Source organism: Citrobacter sp. Cu096, from assembly GCF_030332285.1.
Classification (GTDB): Bacteria; Pseudomonadota; Gammaproteobacteria; order Enterobacterales; family Enterobacteriaceae; genus Citrobacter; species Citrobacter meridianamericanus.
This window is the reverse complement of record NZ_JAOWID010000030.1, coordinates 1,643,944-1,664,864: the sequence shown is the minus strand read 5'-3', so window position 1 is coordinate 1,664,864 and position 20,921 is coordinate 1,643,944. Positions and strand designations below refer to the sequence as shown.

Genomic DNA, 20,921 nt, shown 5'->3' with positions numbered 1-20,921 from the left:
TCGTGGCTATAATTTAGAAATCCGTCGACTGATTTTGTAAACCCGACACTTCAATAGTCGACGTTCTCCCCGTTTTCCTGTCCGTGACATTCAATTGCAGTTGTCCATCCCGGTTGGCGATATCAACGATAAAATCGCTGGTTACCATCCTTCCCGGCTTACCGGTATTGATATTGGTGAGCAAACCACCGAGTATTTGCGACTGTATCGCCTGGGTAAAGTTATCCAGCGCTGATGGGGTTTCAATCCCGTAGTCGCCAGCACTCGGATCCTTATACGAGTTTTGCGCCTGGGCGCTGTTCAGTAAAAAAGAGCCGTTGTTTGGGTTGCCACCAAAGTTAGGGTTGCGGAACTGGAACGTCATGTTTCCGGCCCAACTTAATGGTGAAATCAGCATGAGCAAAACCACTGCATGTTTGACACGCATGAAAGCCTCCGGACAAAATCATGTTTTAGAATTCATCTCGCGCTAAATCGCTCGTGCTTAATAGTGTTTGATCTATTTGCCGACGATTTAATGCTTCCTCAGTTTCTGCCAATGCGAAGACCACAATTTTGTCGAAGTCTCTTTTCGTCGGGAATAAAAAAGTCTGGAAGATAACGTCCTGATTGACAGTTATGGTGATCCAGCTTCCCCAACGTGCACTGGGCCTTTCATTAATGGTTAAGTTTCCTGTGTACTTACTTTCCCACTTGTCACTAAAGGCCCGATAAAAATCATGGCCAATGGAAGAGACAGTGTGGTCAGTCAACAGTCCGGGAACCTCCACCTCTACAGCCGCGTGTAGATTCCCGGCAGCAAGGAACAGATTTGCTGCCACAATCCAGGTCAAATAGCGTTTCATGGCATTATCGCCTGAGGTTATCATTGGCCCACGAAACCGCCTGCGTACGATTTTTGACAGCTATCTTTTTGAAAAGATTATAAAGATGTGTTTTCACCGTATTTTCACTGATAAATAGTGAACGCGCGATTTCAATATTTGAGGCGCCAATACGCAGTTTATTAAGGATCTCTTTTTCACGGTGCGTAAGTAATGCCGACTCCGTGCTGTTATAGCGGTAGTTCCCGGAATGCGTGATTAGGTAGCTGGCGAGCTTTTGTGAAAAGTAGCATTCGCCACGCAATACACCTTGTAATCCGCTGACGACACGCTGCTCATCTTCCGTTGCATAGAATACGCCATTGATATGCGGCCAGTTTTCAATATCCCGATAAGGATAATCATCTGGGGTATTCAATAATAAAGTCTTTATGCTGTTGTTTTTTCTGCTCAAATTATCTTGCCAGTAATGGATCAGTTTCTTATCTGCCTCCATCATATCCAGTAGAACAATGCAGCTGGAGGAAATATCATCCAGAGAACGTTGAATATTATGTAGTTTTCCGGTTAACGCCAGCGATTGTTTTAAATGCTGTAACAACGCAGTTGCCTGCAGGGAAGGTTTTGTGATCAACAATAATGTATGACCATGAATACTATGGACTTCATTAAACATGATGAAACTCCACTTTTTTAGTCGCACACCTGACAGTTGCCTCACCTAAAATAGAGACCCCAGAAGTACTGGCAGATGTTGCACTGCTGTGTAGAAATAAAATATCGACCCAATGGGGTGAAAATATTAAAACAAATGGACTTCAACTGATTTCAATCTAGCTATTACAAATCTTAAAGCAAGTGTTAAACATGTTACAGGATGTAAATTTATATATTAAAATGTGATTTTTGAGTTTTCCAGGAGTTTAGATTTGATAGTAAAGTTGTACATTTTAGCTTTATTGCATAGATTTAAAAAATCATACAAATTATAATATGTTATTGATTAATAATGATTAAATTTATGATTAGATGGTTTTTTATTTCTAGTGAATTCAGGTTTTTTTGTCTCACTTGAAGTTGGACAATTTTAGATGAAAAAAAATGACAGTTGTCACGACTTGTACCGTTAACTATCGAAGTACCTCGCTACGAAGCCCAGAAAACACGGAAAGCGCGTTTTTTATGTTACTGCATAGAAATTCATTTTCCGGGTTAAAAAAGAAATAAAATCCAGAGCTGCAACGGTGTTGTTCACTGTTAATTAGTACTTTGGGGTGAATCTTAATATAAAAATACAACTGGCGGGTGAGTTATTTAAAATGTTTCCGCAGACATACTCTTCATCGTAACGTGGCGTTAACAAATGTAAGTCATGTTAACAACAATTTGAGTGGTAATTAATTTTACTTTATGTACGACCAGGTCCAGGGTGACAACATGAAAAACAAGTTGTTATTTATGATGTTTACAATGCTGGGTGTGCCTGGGATTGCAGCCGCGACGACAAGTTATGATTTGGCTAATTCAGAATATAACTTTGCGGTAAATGAATTAAGTAAGTCTTCATTTAATCAGGCAGCCATTATTGGTCAGGTTGGCACTGCGAACAGTGCAAATACTCGCCAGGGGGGCTCGAAGTTATTGTCAGTCATTTCGCAAGAAGGTTCTGGTAATCGGGCGAAAACAGACCAGACGGGATCATATAACTTTGCATATATTGATCAAGCGGGTAGTTCCAATGATGCGAGTATTAAACAAGGTTCATACGGTAATACGGCGGTGATTATCCAGAAAGGTTCTGGTAATAAAGCCAATATTACCCAGTACGGTACACAAAAAACAGCAGTTGTGGTGCAGAGACAGTCGCAAATGGCAATTCGCGTGACTCAACGCTAATCCATTAACGACGTTTAAATCAATCCGATGGGGGTTTACCATGAAACTTTTAAAAGTGGCAGCATTCGCAGCAATCGTTGTTTCTGGCAGTGCTCTGGCTGGTGTTGTTCCGCAATGGGGCGGCAATCATCATGGTGGCGGCAGTAATTATGGCCCAGACTCTTCACTGAGTATCTATCAATATGGGTCAAGCAACTCTGCGAATGCTTTGCAAAGTGATGCGCGTAAATCAGATGTCACCATCACACAACACGGGCGTGGTAACGGAGCTGTTGTTGGCCAGGGTGCTGATGACAGTACTATCAGCCTGAAACAGACCGGCTTCCAGAACAGTGCCACTATCGATCAGTGGAATGCAAAAAATGCTGATATTAGCGTGACCCAGTTCGGGGGCCGCAACGGTGCGTTGGTTAATCAGACAGCTTCTGACTCCAATGTGCTGATTCAGCAGGTTGGCTTTGGCAACAACGCTACTGCTAACCAACACTAATTCAGTTTTCTGACTGATAATAAACAGGGCGTGAGCCCTGTTTTTTTTCGGGAGAATATGATGCATACGCTCTTACTCATTGCCGCGCTGGCAAATCAAATAACATTCAATACAACTCAGCAAGGTGATATCTACACCATTATTTCTCAGGTGACGTTAGCTCAACCGTGCGTATGTGAGGTACAAGTCCTTGCCATACGTAAAGGGCAGGGGGGGCAAAGTCAATCGCAGCAGAAAACAAGCCTTTCAGTCCCCGCTAATCGGCCGATTGAATTAACCAAACTGAGTTTTAATATTTCACCTGAGGATTCGGTCAAAATTATCGTTACCGTTTCGGATGGGCAGTCTCTGCATCTGTCTCAGCAATGGCCAGACTCAAACAGTCACCCATGATTTTTTTGCTGTATTTGCATTAAGGGTGTGGCTGGGAATGCACTGCTGTTCTATGAATATAGAAACGTGTAAACGTTTTAATTTGATCGTTAATCACAGCGGTGAAGGATCATTTCGATCCCTCAAGGATGGCTAATCATTGAGGAACCCTTATGTGTACATTATTAAAGCGTTTTCTAAGTATCAGCTTGTGCAGCATTTCTCTTTTTACCCTCCCCGCAATGGCGCAGCAAATCTCAACCGGTGGGGTTATTCATTTTCGCGGTGCAATAGTTGAATCACCTTGCGATGTTAACGCTCGGCATCAGCAAATTGAATTGTCATGTATGCGCGACGGCACCACTCGTAATAGTCTCTACAATCAGCAACAGGTCGCGACTGCCCCTCAAAATGTGCAGCAAATTGCCACAGTCAAAATGCACTATCTCAATGAACAGAAAAACATGGCAATTCTTAACATTGAATATAAATGAATCATTCTGGCGTACATATGCACACGTGTGGTTAAAAAGTGAGATTTCCGGGAAAACCCTGCTGTACACTTAGCAAATAGTGTTTTGTCAGGGGGGAACTTATGCAATCACGTGTTCATGTGTTACATGGCGATATTACAACGATCGCTGTTGATGTGATTGTCAACGCAGCGAATCCATCGCTATTGGGCGGCGGTGGCGTCGATGGTGCAATCCATCGCGCTGCCGGACCTGCGTTGCTGGCGGCCTGCAAGCAGGTTATCCAGCAACAGGGTGAATGCCCAACAGGTCATGCGGTGATCACCCTGGCGGGAAATTTGCCCGCCAAAGCGGTGATCCACACAGTGGGGCCCGTCTGGCAGGGCGGCGATCATCATGAAGCTGAACGCCTCGAAGAGGCTTACTTGAATAGCTTGCAACTAGCCTTAGCCAATGGCTATCAGTCCATTGCTTTTCCGGCAATCAGCACCGGGGCTTATGGTTATCCCCGCGCGGCGGCAGCAGAAATAGCGGTAAATACGGTGCTGAAATTTATTACCCGCCGCGCACTGCCCGATCAAATCTTCTTCGTGTGTTTTGATGAAGAAAGCGCCCAACTTTACAAGAGATTGCTGACCCAGCAAGACGATGCTAACACGGACTGATATGACGCGACTTGAGCGTGCCATCACGCCACTTTGTGAAAACCACCCGGGAGAATGCGGCATTCTTGCGCTGGATGACAGCCTCGATGCGTTTGCTGCTCGTTATCGGTTAACGGAAATGGCAGAGCGTACTCTGGATGTGCAGTATTACATCTGGGAAAGCGACATGTCCGGGCTATTGCTCTTTTCCGTGCTGCTGGCTGCGGCGAAGCGTGGCGTACGTGTGCGTTTGCTGCTGGATGATAATAATACGCCAGGGCTGGATGACACGCTGCGCCTGCTGGATAGCCACCCGAATATAGAAGTTCGCCTGTTTAACCCTTTTTCGTTTCGCATTCTGCGTGCCCTCGGCTATTTAACTGACTTTGCCCGACTTAATCGGCGTATGCACAATAAAAGTTATACCGCTGATGGCGTGGTGACCCTCGTGGGTGGGCGTAATATTGGCGATGCCTATTTTGGCGCGGGAAAACAACCGCTGTTTTCGGATCTGGACGTCATGGCTATTGGGCCGGTGGTTAAAGATGTCGCCGATGATTTTGAGCGTTACTGGCATTGCCGCTCGGTTTCAACGTTAAAAAATGTGCTTGAGATGTCTGAGCCAGATTCTGTGCGCCATATTGAGCTGCCCGAATCCTGGTATAACGATGATATTACCCGTCGCTATCAGCACAAGCTGGAAACCAGCCATTTTATGACCCATCTTGATCAACGGTCGCTGCCGCTGGTTTGGGCAAAAACGCGTTTGCTGAGTGATGATCCTGCAAAAGGAGAAGGGAAAGCACCGCGTCACTCGCTGTTACCACAGCGTTTGTTTGACGTGATGGGTTCGCCGACCGAACGTATTGATATCATTTCAGCCTACTTTGTGCCGACTCGCGCCGGTGTAGCGCAGCTCCTGAAACTGGTAAGAAAAGGCGTCAAGATCGCCATTTTAACCAATTCACTGGCGGCGAATGATGTGGCAATCGTTCATGCTGGCTATGCACGCTGGAGAAAAAAACTGCTGCGCTACGGCGTGGAATTATACGAACTCAAACCGAACCTTGATCGCGTCCCGGTCGTTCACGATCGTGGGTTAACCGGTAATTCAGGTTCCAGCCTGCATGCGAAAACCTTCAGCATTGACGATCGCAAAGTGTTTATTGGCTCGCTTAATTTTGATCCCCGTTCAACACTGCTTAATACGGAAATGGGATTTGTGATTGAAAGTGAAGTGCTGGCAGAGTTGATTCATAAGCGGTTTATGCAAAGCCAGCGAGATATGGCCTGGCAACTACGCCTCGACCGTTGGGGAAGAATTAATTGGGTCGACCGACTTTCTGGCAGTGAACAGGTACTGAAAAAAGAACCCGCCACAGGATTCTGGAAGCGGGTGCTGGTCAAGCTGGCGTCAGTGTTACCCATTGAGTGGTTGCTCTGAATCACTCAATGGTTGAAAGAAAAACTAACGGGCTACGGCCTTGTTTTTATCCTGCTTAACGGGTGGTTTACCCGAAAAGAGAAACTTCAGCACCGGTATGCGTAAATGGATTTCGTACAGTATTACCGCAATCCCGACCACAAACAGTAGACCACAGAGAAAACCCAGCAGATTCGACGAGATATGCGGAGTAATGTAAGCGCCAAAAAACAGTGTTAACGGATGATGCACCAGATAGATAAACAGGGATGCGTTGACAAAATAGGTCACGCGGGCTGACTGGAAATTCAGTAAGCGGTGACCAAGTGAAAAGACGACGTTCACCATCCACAAGCCCATGACCATGGTAATGACATATTCAGATTCATACATCCAGGCATCACCGTTACCATAGCGCTGATTGAGCAGATAGGCGACAAATGCGCATGCGGCTCCCAGCGTGCAACCGCGCGACGGTGTGGTAAACAGCGCTTTCAAATTAGGATTGATAAACGCCAGCGCGCCGAGCATAAAGAAAGGCACATAGAACAGCGTTTGCATAACGACAAAATTGAACATACCGTCGCTGAGAATCGAAGGATAAAAGATGAAAATAGTCCTTCTGACGGCGGCATAACCGATACCAAGCACTGCAAAAATCAGCGTTAATTTTGTCATCGACACCGAAGGCGAACTGCCGATGTCGCTTTGCGTTAATCTGTTTTTCATCTGGGTGAACATCCACATGCTTACGGTCGTTAACACCACCAGAACCAGTAAAAACCACAGATGGGAAATCAGCTCCCAGGCCAGCGCATTGTATTTCTCGTAGCTGCTGAGAGTATGCCAGCTGTCTGCTTTTCCTTTCACGTACTGCAGCATGATAAATTGCGGTAGCGTAAGCAATGGAATCGCAGTTAGCATCGGGATCCCCACGCGTTCCACTCGTACTTTCCACCAGCGCTTTAACGGATAGCGTAGAAATAGCATGTAGGAAAAATAACCCGAAATGACAAAGAAGACTTGCATGCGAAAAGCATGGATAAAGTCATTAAACAAGGTCAACCACCACGATGGTTCTGCGCTGTTCACATGCCAGGTGTGGGTGGAGTAGATCAATGAAATATGGAACGGGATCCCTAACAACATTAGCCAGGCACGGATGGAGTCAAGAAAATATTCGCGTGGTGGTGATACAGAGCTCATAGACAGTTATGTATTCTCAGACTTTTCGTCTTATCCCTAAGACGAATAATGGTTACATTCGAAGGCAACCCTACACGAAGTCTAACAACCTGTCTCCAGGATAAGCACGCAAAGTGAAAACAGGCAGACGAACCTGCTTAAACCATAAGCCAGCGCGCGAACAATACAGGGATTCAGTTGTCGGAATACCCGATTATCCATTAAAATGGATCGGATCAATATAAGCACACAAAGGGGGAAGTGCTTACTAATTATGAAACATAAACTACAAATGATGAAAATGCGTTGGTTGGGTGCAGCAGTCATGTTAACGCTGTACACATCATCGAGCTGGGCATTCAGCATTGATGATGTTGCAAAACAAGCTCAATCCTTAGCCGATAAAGGCTATGAGGCGCCAAAAAGTAACTTGCCCTCCGTTTTCCGCGACATGAAATATGCGGATTATCAGCAGATCCAGTTTAATCATGATAAAGCCTACTGGAGCAATCTTAAGACCCCATTTAAGCTCGAGTTCTACCACCAGGGTATGTACTTCGACACGCCGGTCAAAATCAACGAAGTGACCGCTACTGCGGTGAAAAGAATCAAATACAGCCCAGATTACTTTAATTTCGGCGATGTTCAGCATGATAAAGACACGGTAAAAGATCTCGGTTTCGCCGGGTTCAAAGTGCTGTATCCGATCAACAGCAAAGATAAAAACGACGAAATCGTCAGCATGCTCGGTGCCAGCTATTTCCGTGTTCTGGGTGCAGGCCAGGTCTACGGCCTTTCTGCGCGCGGTCTCGCGATAGATACCGCTCTGCCTTCTGGTGAAGAATTTCCCCGCTTTCGTGAGTTTTGGATCGAGCGTCCGAAACCAACTGATAAACGTTTAACCATTTATGCCTTACTGGATTCTCCGCGTGCAACCGGAGCGTATCGCTTTGTCATCATTCCTGGTCGTGACACGGTAGTCGATGTTCAGTCCAAGGTTTATCTGCGCGACAAAGTGGGCAAACTTGGCGTTGCACCGTTAACCAGTATGTTCCTGTACGGTCCAAACCAGCCTTCTCCGACGACTAACTATCGTCCAGAACTGCATGACTCTAACGGTTTGTCCATCCACGCTGGCAACGGCGAATGGATTTGGCGTCCGCTGAACAACCCGAAACATCTCGCGGTGAGCAGCTTTGCTATGGAAAATCCGCAAGGTTTCGGTCTGTTGCAGCGTGGCCGTCAGTTCTCGCGTTTTGAAGACATCGACGATCGCTACGATCTGCGCCCAAGCGCCTGGATCACGCCAAAAGGCGATTGGGGCAAAGGTAAGATTGAGTTAGTTGAAATTCCAACTAACGATGAAACGAACGATAACATCGTTGCGTACTGGACGCCGGATCAGCTGCCTGAAGCCGGTAAAGAAATGAACTTTAAATATACCCTGACGTTCACGCGCGATGAAGACAAGCTTCATGCGCCTGATAATGCCTGGGTACAACAGACCCGTCGTTCTACCGGTGATGTTAAACAGTCCAACCTGATTCGTCAGCCTGACGGTACCATCGCGTTTGTGGTGGACTTTACTGGCACCGATATGAAAAAGCTGCCGCAGGATACGCCTGTTACCGCACAAACCAGTATTGGCGACAACGGTGAAATCGTTGAAAACACCGTGCGCTACAATCCGGTCACTAAAGGTTGGCGTTTGGTATTGCGCGTGAAAGTGAAAGACGTGAAGAAAACCACTGAAATGCGTGCTGCCCTGGTCAATGCCGATCAGACGCTGAGTGAAACCTGGAGCTACCAGTTACCTGCCAATGAATAAGACAACTGAGTATATTGATGCAATGCCGCTTTCGGATATCGAAAAAGCGGCACTGCCGAAAACTGACATCCGCGCCGTTCATCAGGCGCTGGATGCTGAGCATCGTACGTACTCGCGCGAAGATGATTCACCGCAGGGTTCTGTAAAAGCTCGCCTTGAGCAAGCATGGCCGGATTCTTTGGCTAAAGATCAGTTGATTAAGGACGATGAAGGGCGCGATCAGCTACAGGCTATGCCAAAAGCAACGCGCACCTCTATGTTCCCCGATCCCTGGCGTACCAACCCGGTCGGCCGTTTTTGGGATCGTCTGCGAGGGCGTGATGTGACGCCGCGTTATCTTTCTCGTTTGACGAAAGAAGAACAAGTGAGCGAGCAAAAATGGCGTACCGTTGGCACCATTCGTCGCTATACGCTGTTGATCTTAACACTGGCGCAAACGGTCGTCGCAACCTGGTATATGAAGACAATCCTTCCGTACCAGGGGTGGGCATTCATTAATCCTGCAGACATGATGGGGCAGGATTTGTGGGTCTCCTTTATGCAACTGCTGCCTTACATGCTCCAGACCGGCATCCTTATTTTGTTTGCCGTGCTTTTCTGTTGGGTATCAGCGGGGTTCTGGACCGCGCTGATGGGCTTCCTGCAACTGCTGATTGGACGAGATAAGTACAGTATCTCTGCCTCAACGGTAGGGGATGAACCGCTGAATCCTGAACACCGTACCGCGTTGATTATGCCTATCTGTAACGAGGACGTTGACCGCGTTTTCGCGGGACTTCGTGCCACGTGGGAGTCGGTCAAAGCAACGGGCAATGCTGAGCATTTCGATGTTTACATCCTGAGCGACAGCTACAACCCCGATATCTGCGTAGCAGAACAAAAAGCGTGGATGGAGCTGATTGCCGAAGTGCAGGGCGAGGGGCAAATTTTCTACCGTCGTCGTCGTCGTCGCGTGAAGCGTAAAAGCGGCAACATTGATGACTTCTGCCGTCGCTGGGGAAATCAGTACAGCTACATGGTAGTGCTGGACGCGGACTCCGTAATGAGCGGTGACTGTCTGAGCGGACTGGTACGCCTGATGGAAGCCAATCCGAATGCCGGGATTATCCAGTCTTCACCGAAGGCTTCCGGTATGGATACGCTGTATGCGCGCTGCCAGCAGTTTGCGACCCGTGTGTATGGGCCGCTGTTCACTGCCGGACTTCACTTCTGGCAGTTAGGCGAATCACACTACTGGGGCCACAACGCAATTATCCGCGTGAAGCCGTTTATCGAGCACTGTGCGCTTGCGCCGTTACCGGGCGAAGGCTCGTTTGCGGGCTCGATCCTCTCCCATGACTTCGTGGAAGCGGCGTTGATGCGGCGTGCCGGCTGGGGCGTGTGGATTGCTTACGATCTGCCGGGCTCTTATGAAGAGCTGCCACCGAACCTGCTGGATGAACTCAAGCGTGACCGACGCTGGTGCCACGGCAACCTGATGAACTTCCGTCTGTTCCTGGTTAAGGGGATGCACCCGGTTCACCGCGCGGTATTCCTGACCGGCGTTATGTCCTATCTGTCCGCGCCACTCTGGTTTATGTTCCTCGCGCTGTCTACGGCATTACAGGTGGTTCACGCGTTAACGGAACCGCAGTACTTCCTGCAACCACGCCAGTTGTTCCCGGTATGGCCGCAGTGGCGTCCTGAACTGGCGATCGCACTGTTTGCTTCGACGATGGTGCTGCTGTTCCTGCCGAAGCTGCTGAGTATTTTGCTCATCTGGTGTAAAGGGACGAAAGAGTACGGTGGGTTCATCCGCGTTACGCTGTCGCTGCTGCTGGAGGTTCTGTTCTCCGTGCTGCTGGCACCGGTGCGTATGCTGTTCCATACCGTCTTCGTCGTGAGCGCTTTCCTCGGATGGGAAGTCGTGTGGAATTCCCCGCAGCGTGATGACGATTCCACCCCGTGGGGGGAAGCGTTTATGCGTCACGGCTCTCAGTTATTACTGGGGCTGGTGTGGGCTGTGGGTATGGCCTGGCTGGATCTGCGTTTCCTGTTCTGGTTGGCACCAATCGTTTTCTCGCTGATCCTGTCGCCGTTTGTTTCCGTGATTTCCAGTCGTTCCACGGTTGGGTTACGTACCAAGCGCTGGAAGCTGTTCCTGATCCCGGAAGAATATTCTCCGCCGCAGGTGTTGGTAGATACAGATACCTACCTGGTGATGAACCGCAATCGTACGCTGAACGACGGCTTTATGCATGCGGTGTTTAACCCGTCGTTTAACGCTCTGGCAACGGCAATGGCGACTGCGCGTCACCGTGCCAGCAACGTGCTTGAGATAGCCCGCGACCGTCATGTGGAGCAGGCGCTGAACGAAACGCCGGAGAAACTGAACCGTGACCGCCGCCTGGTCTTGTTGAGCGATCCAGTAACGATGGCGCGATTACATTACCGCGTCTGGAATTCACCTGATAAGTATTCTTCTTGGGTGAATTACTATCAGGGGCTGACTCTGAACCCGCTGGCGCTCAGGAAAGAATAAGCGTTCTATGACGTGAAAATACCGGCCTGGTGCCGGTATTTTTTTATACTGAATAAAAGAGTCGGGAGGTATCAGGTGCGAATATTAGCTGTGGGGATCATGGTGTTCTTCCTGAGCGGATGCGGCAGTATTATTAGCCGAACCATCCCAGGACAAGGGCACGGAAACCAATACTATCCGGGCGTGCAATGGGATGTCCGCGACTCCGCATGGCGCTACGTCACCATTCTCGACCTGCCTTTTTCGCTGGTGTTTGATACGTTGCTGCTACCGCTCGATATTCATCATGGACCTTACGAGTAACTATCGCTCATCCCATTCATCGGCTGCGGTTTGACCCTCTTCAGTATCAAGGGGAGGTTCCAGCTGGAATTCACCTTCATCCCATTCATGAAGGGTGTTTTCTTCCTGCCACTCCTGACGGATTTCAATCTCGTCATAGTCGCCATCAAAAACGCTCTGCGCCGCTTCACCGCTCAGCATTGGCAGACATTCGCCTTCATCACTCTCTTCGTCAGCAAAAAATTCCGCCTGCCACATGATGTCCCCATCCTGTAGCACGTATTTTTGTACGTTTAACTGCCCGACACTGGCTTCGTCAGGTTCAAGATCGGGGTTATCTGCCAAAAATTGTTCACGAGCGGCATCAATGGCTTCTTCCAGCGTGGCATACATGGTCATCGGAGTCTCCCTTTGATTTAATGAAGCATTCAGGGAAATAATAGTTGATTCTGCGATATTGCAAGTATGAATACACGAAATTCATCCCGCGGCCTCAGCGCTTCGGCGACGGCGCAGGCTATTCCACGAGTAGAGAGCGTTAAACAGCACGATGCCCGCGGTCACGCAGAACACGGCGCGAAAACCATAGTTGGCGGATATTGCCGCCCCCATTAACGGCCCCGTTACGTTGCCGATATCACGAAATGACTGGTTATAACTGAAAATACGCCCGGCGATCTGATTGGTCGAGTTATAGACCAGCAGCGTTTGTACCGCCGGGAGCAGAGCCCCGTCGGCTGCACCCAATAAAAAGCGCAACACGCCAAGTTGCCAGGGCGATTGTACAAACGACATTGGAATAAGCAGCAGCACGGAAATGACCAAAGCAACAATCAGGATCTTCTCTGGGCCAATTCGGTCACCGAGTTTGCCAAGCCTTGGAGCGCTAATTAACGCAGCTACACCAGGTACAGAGGCAATCATGCCGCTGATAAAAGCGATATTACTGACGTTGCCAGCCAGTTCCCGAACGTACAACGTCAGAATTGGCGCGATGGAGCCGGTTGCTACCTGGATTATCAGCGTTGTAACAAACAGGCTCAGCACCAGTTTGGGGTTCTTTAACGAGGCTACAACTTCGCGAATGTGCAGCATTTCTTTCTTGCTCACCGGCTGGAAATGCTCGCGAATAAAAAATAACGTCAGAATAAAGCAGAGTAGCAGCACGCTGGCGGTAATAAAGAAAACGGGGCGTAGCCCATACTGGTCGGCAAGTAAGCCTCCTGCCAGCGGTCCGAGGAGTGCGCCGCTGACGCCACCGGTTGATAACGTTCCCAGCGCCCATCCGCTTTTATTGCGCGGAACCTGGGTGGCGATCAGTGCATTGGCGTTGGGAATGAAACCGCCGAGTAGCCCCAATAGTGCTCGCAGGATCAAGAACTGCCAGATATTTTGCGCCAGGCCCATCAGCAGCATCACAATAGCCATGCCCAACGCGGAACGCAGCAGCATGATTTTTCGCCCTTTGCGATCGGCAAGACCACCCCAGAAAGGAGAGGCGATGGCGGAAAAGAGAAAAGTGATGCTGAAGACCAGGCCTGACCACATGTTCAGGGCGCTATGACCTGTGACGCCGAGACTCTCGACATAGAGGGGTAAAAAGGGCATAACCAGGCTAAATGCTGCGCCGGTTAAAAAACAACCCAGCCAGGCAACGGTGAGGTTACGTTTCCAGTTTATGGGAGCTTCTGTGGGTGACATAGCGTTCCGCAGTGTGGCGCGCTGTTTGCGCTATCGATTGAATATAAGTAAGCAGGCTAATTATGCGCCTGGTAGATAGTTGCTGCAATGCGGATAGCAGTTAAACCTAAAGTGGGTAGGAAAGGGGTTGCAGTCCAGTGGACTGCAACAGTGCTTTAGTACAGGGAAGGGGAGCCTTCGGGACGCGTCTTGAAGCGTCGGTGCAGCCACATATACTGCTCTGGCGCCATCATGATGCATTGTTCAACGATCTTATTCATCCACGCCGCCGTAGTTTCCGCGTCGTCTAACGGTGGTGAACACTCCGCAGGCAGCATAATCAATTGATATCCTTTGCCGTCCGGCTTGCGGCGAGGAACAAACGGTACCAGGCAGGCGTTCGACATGCGTGACAGCATCCATGTTCCGGAGGTTGTTGCGGCCTGCTCAACAGCAAAAAGCGGGACAAACACGCTGGCGCGAGGACCGTAGTCATGATCCGGCGCATACCAAACCACTTCGCCTTTTTTCAACGCTTTAATCATTCCTTTCAGGTCTTTACGATCGAGCATTGATTTATTCGAGCGCATACGCCCCCAGGTTTGTAGCCAGTCGAGCAGCGGGTTATCGTTAGGGCGATACACGCCGATCCCCGGCTCCTGCAAGCCAAACTGGCGCGCACCCAGTTCCAGAGTCAAAAAGTGCAGGCCCACTAACAAAATTCCCCGCTTTTGCGCCTGAACGTCGCGGATATGTTCCATCCCGATAACTTCTGTCCAGCGTGAAATGCGCTTGTCGGACCAAAACCAGGCCATTCCAGTTTCCATCACGCCCATGCCCACAGACTCGAAGTTCCTGACGACCATCTGCTGGCGTTCATGTTCGCCCATCTGTGGAAAGCACAGTTCAAGATTACGGGAAACAATTTTAGCCCGACGTTTCATCAAACGTAACGCCAGTCGACCTAATGCGCAGCCTAACTTATAAAGAATCGGGTAGGGTAACTGCACGATTAACCAAAGGATGCCAATGCCCAGCCAGGTTAACCAATAACGTGGATGCAGTAACGCAGCCGAAAACTTGGGTAAATTCGTCATGTCTATCCTGTCTTCAAACGACCAATTCCCTGTATTGTCGCATTTTTTCGCGCGTATCAAAAATTTGCGACGGGAGAGTGGTGATTAAATCAGCAATTGTTGTTGCGATTTTATAATGGAGTAAGAAATGTAGCGTAAAATGTGTGGATGTAAATTGGCGATGTTTGCTTTATTATGCCGCCGATTTTCATTTTCTCCCTTTTTGCAGGATACGTACACCATGCCAGTGTTACACAACCGCATTTCAAACGATGTTCTTAAAGCCAAAATGCTGGCCGAGACTGAGCCGCGCACAACCATCTCGTTCTATAAATATTTCACGATCAATGATCCTCAACTCACACGAGATGCGTTGTACCAGATGTTCACTGCGTTGAACGTCTTTGGGCGCGTGTATCTTGCCCATGAAGGCATCAACGCGCAAATCAGCGTGCCGCAAAGCAATGTCGAGGCACTCCGCCAGCAACTGTATGCGTTTGACCCCGCATTAAACGGATTACGTCTGAATATCGCGCTGGATGATGACGGGAAATCTTTCTGGGTGCTACGTATGAAAGTGCGCGAACGCATTGTGGCGGATGGGATTGACGATCCGAACTTTGATGCCAGCAACGTGGGTGATTACCTGAAGGCGGCGGAAGTGAATGCCATGCTGGACGATCCTGACGCGGTATTTATTGATATGCGTAATCACTATGAATATGAGGTGGGCCATTTCGAGAATGCGCTGGAGATCCCGGCAGACACGTTCCGCGATCAGTTACCGAAAGCGGTTGAAATGATGCAGGAGCATAAAGATAAAAAAATCGTTATGTACTGCACGGGCGGCATACGTTGTGAGAAGGCCAGTGCCTGGATGAAACACAATGGATTTAGTAAAGTCTGGCACATTGAAGGCGGTATTATTGAATATGCCCGCAAGGCGCGAGAACAGGGACTTCCGGTGCGCTTCGTGGGTAAAAACTTTGTTTTTGACGAGCGGATGGGCGAAAGGATCTCTGAAGATGTTATTGCGCATTGCCATCAGTGTGGAACCGCCTGCGACAGCCATACAAATTGCAAAAATGACGGCTGCCATCTGCTGTTTATCCAGTGTCCGTCCTGTGCGCAGAAGTTTAAAGGCTGCTGTAGCGAGCAGTGTTGCGAAGAGAGTGAGTTGCCGGAAGAGGAGCAACGCCGTCGTCGCGCGGGGCGTGAAAATGGCAACAAAATCTTTAATAAGTCACGCGGTCGCCTGAATACCAAACTGGGGATTCCGGATCCTGCGCAATAGTCGCTATGCCGGGTGGTGGCTTGAGCCCCATCCGGCCATTCACACGTTACTTCTGTTGCACACCTTCCACTGAGATGATCAGATCGACCTCCTGAGACGCGGGGCCGAGATCGGTGGTGATGTTGAAGTCTTTTAACTTAATTTTCCCTTGTGCTTCAAAACCAGCGCGCGTGCCGCCCCACGGATCGCCGCCCTGACCGATTAGTTTTGCGTCCAGCGTAACGGGCTTGGTAACGCCGTTCAGGGTCAGATTACCCGTGATATCAAGGTCGTTTCCTTCTTTTTTCACGCTGGTGGAGTTAAAGGTCGCTTGCGGGAATTTAGCAACGTTAAGGAAGTCTGCGCTGCGCAGATGCTTATCGCGTTCGGCGTGATTGGTGTCAACGCTATTGGTGTTGATGGTCACGTTTACCTTATCGGCTGCGGGGTTTTTCTCATCAAAGGTAAACGTACCGTCGAAATCTTTAAATGTGCCGTACAGCCAACTGTAACCCAGATGCTGAATACGGAAATTAACAAAGGCATGCTGTCCTTCTTTGTCAATTTTGTAATCTGCCGCCACGGCCGACCCGGTGGTGAATAACAGAGAGGCGAGTGTAAGTCCCAGCAGGTTTTTTTTCATTTTAAGCTCCATAGTCAGATGACGATTTTCCCAACATGCGATTGAGGGTATCGTCGTTATCGATAAAGTGATGTTTCAGCGCCATCACGCCGTGCAGAAGCGATAAAATCACTACGCTCCACGCAAGCCACAGATGCAGGCTACCGGCGAGGTCGGCCTGAGCGCCCGCATTAGCAAGGGTCGCAGGAATATCGAACCAGCCAAATACGCTTATCGCTTTGCCATCAGCGGTGGAAATCAAATACCCGCTAATGACAATAGAAAACAGCAAGGTGTATAGCGCGAGGTGACCCAGAGCCGCAGCGATGCGAGTAAAACGGGAATAGTTTGCCAACGCAGGAGGCGGTGGTGAGATCCACCGCCAGACAACGCGAATAACCAGCCCTAACATGAGCAGAACGCCGATGCTTTTATGCAGTTCTGGGGCCTGGTGATACCAGCCGTCGTAATAGCTGAGTGTGACCATCCACAAGCCCAGCGCAAACATGCCATATACAGCAATCGCAATCAGCCAGTGTAATGCGGCAGACACCACGCCATAGCGCTGAGGACTATTATTGAATTGCATAATCACACCATTAGATATTTCAGAAGTGAATGAAAATGGCGCGGAAAAGACATTAATGCAACTAATAAATAACAATGATGATGATATTTATTTTTAATTCAATAAAATTGATTGAATTATTAAGTAATCATCAAGGAATCAGAGGGTGGCGGAAGTTAAGGCTTAATTTGACGGGGTTGGGGTTGTTTCTATTATTCAGTTAATTGCAATGAATTTTAAGTTAATATCAGTTTGTGTCAATTATTGTCAGCGCAACAAGATTAAAAAAACATAATATATATCACATCCATGATTGCCAGCAGCGACCATAAAATAATGTAGAGCATAAGGTGCTCGCGAATATTATTAACCAGATAGTGAAAGATGCGACGCATCAACGTTATTCCTGTCATTAAAAATGGCCTCATCAACGAGGCCATCCATTTATTATCGCTTAAAGCGGCTCAACCTGAAGGGAGTCAGGTCAAAGTCAGACGGTTTATTCTGGGCGAAGTCTGCCGCAATCTCTCCCAGTACGGAGGCAAACTTAAAGCCATGTCCGCTTAGCCCGGTAACGATCAGCGTGTTGTCATGCTCCGGTAGAGTATCAATAATGAAGTCTTCATCCGGTGAGTTATCATAGGTGCAGGACGCACCGTGCAGGCAGCAGCCAACGCCTGGCAGAATTGTGCGCAGGAATGGGAAGGCTTCAGAACCGTCGCTGGCGACAGCGGCAAACGGCTTACGTTCATCTGCAGAATGAATTACCTGCCCGCCATTGTGCTTACCAATTTTTAGCTCATCGTTTTCTGCCGGGAAACCGTAGTATTGATCGCCATTTGGCAGTTCGCCGGTGAAAGCAGGGAAGTTATTCTTAACGCTGTAGCGCCCATCAGCCTGATACCAGGCGAACACTTTACGTACCGGTTGTATTGGTAGTTCAGGCACCAATGCCTGCACCCAGGTTCCGGCGCAAATCACCGCTTTTTGCGCGTGATAGTCACCGTCGGCGGTTTCTACCGTCACGCCATCATCACTGTGGTGAATTGCGCTGACCGGGCATTTAAATAGCTGCGCACAACCGGCTTCTTCCGCCAGGCGGATCCAGATTTTAATCGCTAATTCACTGCGTAAAAAACCTGACTCGGCTTCAAACAGGCCAATATAGTTTTCAGGTACGCGAATCTCTGGCCAGCGAGCCATGATGGCTTCTGCATCCAGTTGTTCAACATTGAGTTGCCACTGTTTTGCACTTTGCGTCGCGGTTGCTAAGAAGGTGGAATCTGCCGGACCGAGATTGATAACACCGGAGCGAACAAAAATTGGCTCTTCATTTTGGGTGGACAGTTCATCCCATAATGTTTGCGCACGCAGCACCAGCGGAACGTATTTTTCACCTTCGCCATAAGCATGACGAATTAATCGAGTGTCGCCGTGGTGGCTGCCCTGCTGATGCGGGGGCATATGCGCATCGATCATCAGTACCTTCAGACCGGCGCGAGTGGCATAGTATCCGGCTGCGGCACCCACGGAACCGCTGCCAATAATGATTAAGTCGTATTTCATCCGCTTCTCTCTGCAATCGCGATAGTATACCTTAAATAATTCGAGTTGCAGGAAGGCGGCGACACAGCGAATCCCCGGGAGCGTACATAAGTACGTGACTGGGGTGAGCGAGGAAAGCCAACGCACATGCAACTTGAAGTATGACAGGTATAGCAGAGTAAATAACTGACCCGGAATATTCAACCTGGAAATAAGAAAGGCACCGATAAGGTGCCTTTTGATGGTTGGATGTATCAGGTTTAATGTCGCTGATACTCATTTACCTGGTAATCGCCGGATTCAATTTTAGCGATTCCTGCTTCTAATATCGAAATAAATTGCCTGGCAACATCAGTGGTTAACCAGAGCGTTTGACCAACTTCAGTCCCATCCGGGTCCGGGCGATTCGGGGTCTGGTAGTGCAAACGCAGCATCAGCGCATCATAGCTATCAACAGTGCTGATGTCCCATCCTACAAGTGGATGAGTCTGAATGACTTCATTATTCTTTTCCATCATGCCCCCTAATTCGTGTTACTAGACAACGGTTTTCGAGGTTCAATGCGTTTTTTCTGAAGCAACTTCAGTATATCAATAAATAAGGGTATTCATTGAAAATTTAAAGAGGGCAGTGCATAAATTTTTTGTTTTCAGCGTTTTCTGACTAAGAAACCAACATGTTATTCATTTTTTTTTAGCATGTTGCACAATTATTTTGGTGTTATGGTTAAAATATGACCAGGAATTAATTATTAAATTAAAAGTTCGTTGTAAGGAATGCGCGATTGATTAAAAGATAGTGCGTATAAAAAAGCCGGGGCGACCCGGCAAAAAAACATCACTGCATATCATTATTTATTCGTTGATGAACCAGTCATCTGCGCTTTCCCATGTCTCCTGCAGGATCTCGCTGATGCGTTCTTTGTCCTCTTTTGTCGCGCCAATGACCGACAGATTGTTTGCGCCAGCATAACGGACGGTAACATTACCTTCGTTATCCGGAAAATGATGATGAATACGACGGGAGAGTTCGCCCGCCAGTGCGTCAATTGCACCGGCAGGTAAAGGTGAAGTTTTAGCAATAGTGACTTCAATACGCATAGTAGCCCCCTGTGGAATATACTGTTTATTTATACAGTTATCCGCAGCAATTGGCTACACTTTTTTTAGCTTTTTACTGACCAGCGTACCGTTTCGCCACCCAGGAAAGGCACCAGCGTATCGTCTTTCAGCGCAATGCTCTCCGGAACCCGGTGTTCGAGGCGTTCCAGCTCAATAAAGCTCTCGTTCACCGGTAAGCCGTAGAACTGCGGGCCATTGAGTGAGCAGAAGGCTTCGAAATGCGCCAGCGCGTTCATCTCTTCAAACACGGTGGCATAGCTGCCCAGCGCGGTCGGGGCGTTAAAACACCCAGCACAGCCGCAACTGGATTCTTTACGATGACGCGCATGCGGCGCTGAGTCGGTACCAAGGAACGCACGGCTAAATCCGCTGGCGACCAGTTCACGCAGCGCCTGTTGATGGACGTTACGTTTAAGGATTGGCAGACAGTACAGGTGCGGGCGAATCCCGCCGACCAGCATGTGGTTGCGGTTAAACATCAGATGCTGTGGCGTAATGGTCGCCGCCAGAAGCTCGTTACCGTCCCGCACGTATTCGGCAGCATCTTTAGTGGTGATATGTTCAAACACCACTTTCAGCGCAGTCAAACGCTGACGCAGCGGTTCCATCACCGTTTCAATAAAACGCGCTTCACGATCGAAAATATCGATATCCGCATGCGTCACTTCACCATGCACCAGCAGCGGCATACCTAATTTTTCCATCCGTTCCAGCACCGGCATGATGGCATCAACAGAGGTTACGCCATGCGTTGAGTTGGTGGTGGCATTGGCCGGATAGAGTTTTGCGGCGGTGAAAACGCCCTCGTTAAATCCACGTTCCAGCTCGTTGGGGTCCAGCGTATCCGTTAAGTAGCAGGTCATTAATGGCGTGAAATCGTGTCCGACAGGTACCGCGTCCAGAATGCGCTGGCGGTAAGCGATAGCCGCGTCAACCGTGGTGACGGGCGGAGCCAGGTTCGGCATCACAATGGCGCGACCATAGACTTCACTGGTATAAGGCACGACAGTTTTTAACATGTCGCCGTCGCGAAAGTGAAGATGCCAGTCGTCTGGGCGGCGGATCTTTAAAACCTGGGATGGTGCAGTCATCAATATG

At 48.8% G+C, this 20,921-nt stretch carries 24 protein-coding genes; 10 read left to right on the top strand and 14 right to left on the bottom strand.

Annotated elements, in window-relative coordinates; all coding sequences use genetic code 11:
• Window positions 1-13 precede the first annotated feature (13 nt).
• Genes csgF through csgD form a run of 3 tightly spaced genes read right to left on the bottom strand, consistent with a single transcriptional unit; the run spans window position 14 to window position 1,500 of the window.
• On the bottom strand, window positions 14-427 hold the full coding sequence (gene csgF, locus OGX99_RS22470; RefSeq protein WP_003036084.1) for a curli production assembly/transport protein CsgF: 414 nt from the start codon (window positions 425-427) through the stop codon (window positions 14-16).
• Between the two features lie 25 nt (window positions 428-452).
• A complete protein-coding gene (csgE, locus tag OGX99_RS22465) occupies window positions 453-845 on the bottom strand; it encodes a curli production assembly/transport protein CsgE (protein WP_016152600.1) in 393 nt (130 codons plus the stop codon).
• Window positions 846-849: 4 nt separating this feature from the next.
• Window positions 850-1,500 carry a biofilm master transcriptional regulator CsgD gene (gene csgD, locus OGX99_RS22460; RefSeq protein ID WP_151219659.1) on the bottom strand — a complete coding sequence of 217 codons (651 nt, stop codon included), beginning with the start codon at window positions 1,498-1,500 and terminating at the stop codon, window positions 850-852.
• A gap of 761 nt (window positions 1,501-2,261) precedes the next feature.
• Here csgD and csgB point away from each other — a divergent pair.
• The 6 genes from csgB to OGX99_RS22430 all read left to right on the top strand — a co-directional run bounded on the left by csgB (window position 2,262) and on the right by OGX99_RS22430 (window position 6,143).
• A complete protein-coding gene (gene csgB / locus OGX99_RS22455; protein WP_151219660.1) occupies window positions 2,262-2,720 on the top strand; it encodes a curli minor subunit CsgB in 459 nt (152 codons plus the stop codon).
• A gap of 40 nt (window positions 2,721-2,760) precedes the next feature.
• Window positions 2,761-3,210 carry a curli major subunit CsgA gene (csgA, locus tag OGX99_RS22450; RefSeq protein ID WP_151219661.1) on the top strand — a complete coding sequence of 150 codons (450 nt, stop codon included), beginning with the start codon at window positions 2,761-2,763 and terminating at the stop codon, window positions 3,208-3,210.
• A 60-nt stretch (window positions 3,211-3,270) separates the two neighbouring features.
• The gene (gene csgC / locus OGX99_RS22445; protein WP_286545346.1) at window positions 3,271-3,603 is read left to right on the top strand and encodes a curli assembly chaperone CsgC; all 333 of its coding nucleotides are present in this window, start codon (window positions 3,271-3,273) and stop codon (window positions 3,601-3,603) included.
• 152 nt (window positions 3,604-3,755) lie between these two features.
• Entirely contained in the window at window positions 3,756-4,076 is a 321-nt protein-coding gene (locus OGX99_RS22440; RefSeq protein WP_151219662.1) for a YmdA family protein, read from the top strand.
• A 101-nt stretch (window positions 4,077-4,177) separates the two neighbouring features.
• A complete protein-coding gene (ymdB, locus tag OGX99_RS22435; RefSeq protein WP_151219663.1) occupies window positions 4,178-4,720 on the top strand; it encodes an O-acetyl-ADP-ribose deacetylase in 543 nt (180 codons plus the stop codon).
• On the top strand, window positions 4,704-6,143 hold the full coding sequence (locus tag OGX99_RS22430; RefSeq protein WP_187252662.1) for a phospholipase D family protein: 1,440 nt from the start codon (window positions 4,704-4,706) through the stop codon (window positions 6,141-6,143). Before ymdB ends, OGX99_RS22430 begins: the two co-directional genes overlap by 17 nt.
• Window positions 6,144-6,167: 24 nt before the next feature.
• On the opposite strand, the gene mdoC is transcribed toward OGX99_RS22430, so the two are convergent.
• Entirely contained in the window at window positions 6,168-7,328 is a 1,161-nt protein-coding gene (gene mdoC / locus OGX99_RS22425; protein WP_151219665.1) for a glucans biosynthesis protein MdoC, read from the bottom strand.
• A 271-nt stretch (window positions 7,329-7,599) separates the two neighbouring features.
• On the opposite strand from mdoC, the gene mdoG reads away from it, so the two are divergent.
• From mdoG to OGX99_RS22410, 3 genes are all read left to right on the top strand, one after another.
• Window positions 7,600-9,135: a glucans biosynthesis protein MdoG gene (gene mdoG / locus OGX99_RS22420; protein WP_151219666.1), complete on the top strand. Its 1,536-nt coding sequence runs from the start codon at window positions 7,600-7,602 to the stop codon at window positions 9,133-9,135.
• Window positions 9,128-11,656: a glucans biosynthesis glucosyltransferase MdoH gene (gene mdoH, locus OGX99_RS22415; RefSeq protein ID WP_210904936.1), complete on the top strand. Its 2,529-nt coding sequence runs from the start codon at window positions 9,128-9,130 to the stop codon at window positions 11,654-11,656. The genes mdoG and mdoH overlap by 8 nt, the downstream gene beginning before the upstream one ends.
• A gap of 75 nt (window positions 11,657-11,731) precedes the next feature.
• Window positions 11,732-11,959 (top strand): YceK/YidQ family lipoprotein, encoded by a 228-nt coding sequence (locus OGX99_RS22410; protein WP_087052693.1) that lies wholly within the window; start codon window positions 11,732-11,734, stop codon window positions 11,957-11,959.
• Here the strand turns inward: OGX99_RS22410 and OGX99_RS22405 are convergent, their stop codons facing one another.
• The 3 genes from OGX99_RS22405 to OGX99_RS22395 form a co-directional block, all read right to left on the bottom strand.
• Entirely contained in the window at window positions 11,960-12,337 is a 378-nt protein-coding gene (locus OGX99_RS22405; protein ID WP_187252660.1) for a MysB family protein, read from the bottom strand.
• A gap of 81 nt (window positions 12,338-12,418) precedes the next feature.
• On the bottom strand, window positions 12,419-13,639 hold the full coding sequence (gene mdtG, locus OGX99_RS22400) for a multidrug efflux MFS transporter MdtG (RefSeq protein WP_187252659.1): 1,221 nt from the start codon (window positions 13,637-13,639) through the stop codon (window positions 12,419-12,421).
• Window positions 13,640-13,794: 155 nt separating this feature from the next.
• Window positions 13,795-14,715: a Kdo(2)-lipid IV(A) acyltransferase gene (locus tag OGX99_RS22395; RefSeq protein ID WP_151219668.1), complete on the bottom strand. Its 921-nt coding sequence runs from the start codon at window positions 14,713-14,715 to the stop codon at window positions 13,795-13,797.
• Between the two features lie 220 nt (window positions 14,716-14,935).
• Between OGX99_RS22395 and trhO the strand changes: the two genes are divergently transcribed.
• Window positions 14,936-15,988, top strand: coding sequence for an oxygen-dependent tRNA uridine(34) hydroxylase TrhO (gene trhO, locus OGX99_RS22390; protein ID WP_286545110.1), 1,053 nt, complete (start codon window positions 14,936-14,938; stop codon window positions 15,986-15,988).
• Window positions 15,989-16,034: 46 nt separating this feature from the next.
• Here the strand turns inward: trhO and OGX99_RS22385 are convergent, their stop codons facing one another.
• From OGX99_RS22385 to pyrC, 7 genes are all read right to left on the bottom strand, one after another.
• Window positions 16,035-16,610: a YceI family protein gene (locus OGX99_RS22385; protein ID WP_151219669.1), complete on the bottom strand. Its 576-nt coding sequence runs from the start codon at window positions 16,608-16,610 to the stop codon at window positions 16,035-16,037.
• Window position 16,611: 1 nt separating this feature from the next.
• Window positions 16,612-17,178, bottom strand: a complete 567-nt coding sequence (locus tag OGX99_RS22380; RefSeq protein WP_151219670.1) for a cytochrome b — start codon at window positions 17,176-17,178, stop codon at window positions 16,612-16,614.
• A 260-nt stretch (window positions 17,179-17,438) separates the two neighbouring features.
• On the bottom strand, window positions 17,439-17,552 hold the full coding sequence (locus OGX99_RS22375; protein WP_003036148.1) for a YceO family protein: 114 nt from the start codon (window positions 17,550-17,552) through the stop codon (window positions 17,439-17,441).
• Window positions 17,553-17,604: 52 nt separating this feature from the next.
• Window positions 17,605-18,723, bottom strand: coding sequence for an N-methyl-L-tryptophan oxidase (gene solA / locus OGX99_RS22370; protein ID WP_286545108.1), 1,119 nt, complete (start codon window positions 18,721-18,723; stop codon window positions 17,605-17,607).
• Between the two features lie 239 nt (window positions 18,724-18,962).
• On the bottom strand, window positions 18,963-19,217 hold the full coding sequence (bssS, locus tag OGX99_RS22365) for a biofilm formation regulator BssS (protein ID WP_003036154.1): 255 nt from the start codon (window positions 19,215-19,217) through the stop codon (window positions 18,963-18,965).
• Window positions 19,218-19,556: 339 nt separating this feature from the next.
• Entirely contained in the window at window positions 19,557-19,802 is a 246-nt protein-coding gene (dinI, locus tag OGX99_RS22360) for a DNA damage-inducible protein I (RefSeq protein WP_006685106.1), read from the bottom strand.
• 65 nt (window positions 19,803-19,867) lie between these two features.
• Window positions 19,868-20,914 carry a dihydroorotase gene (gene pyrC, locus OGX99_RS22355; protein WP_151219672.1) on the bottom strand — a complete coding sequence of 349 codons (1,047 nt, stop codon included), beginning with the start codon at window positions 20,912-20,914 and terminating at the stop codon, window positions 19,868-19,870.
• Window positions 20,915-20,921: the final 7 nt, after the last annotated feature.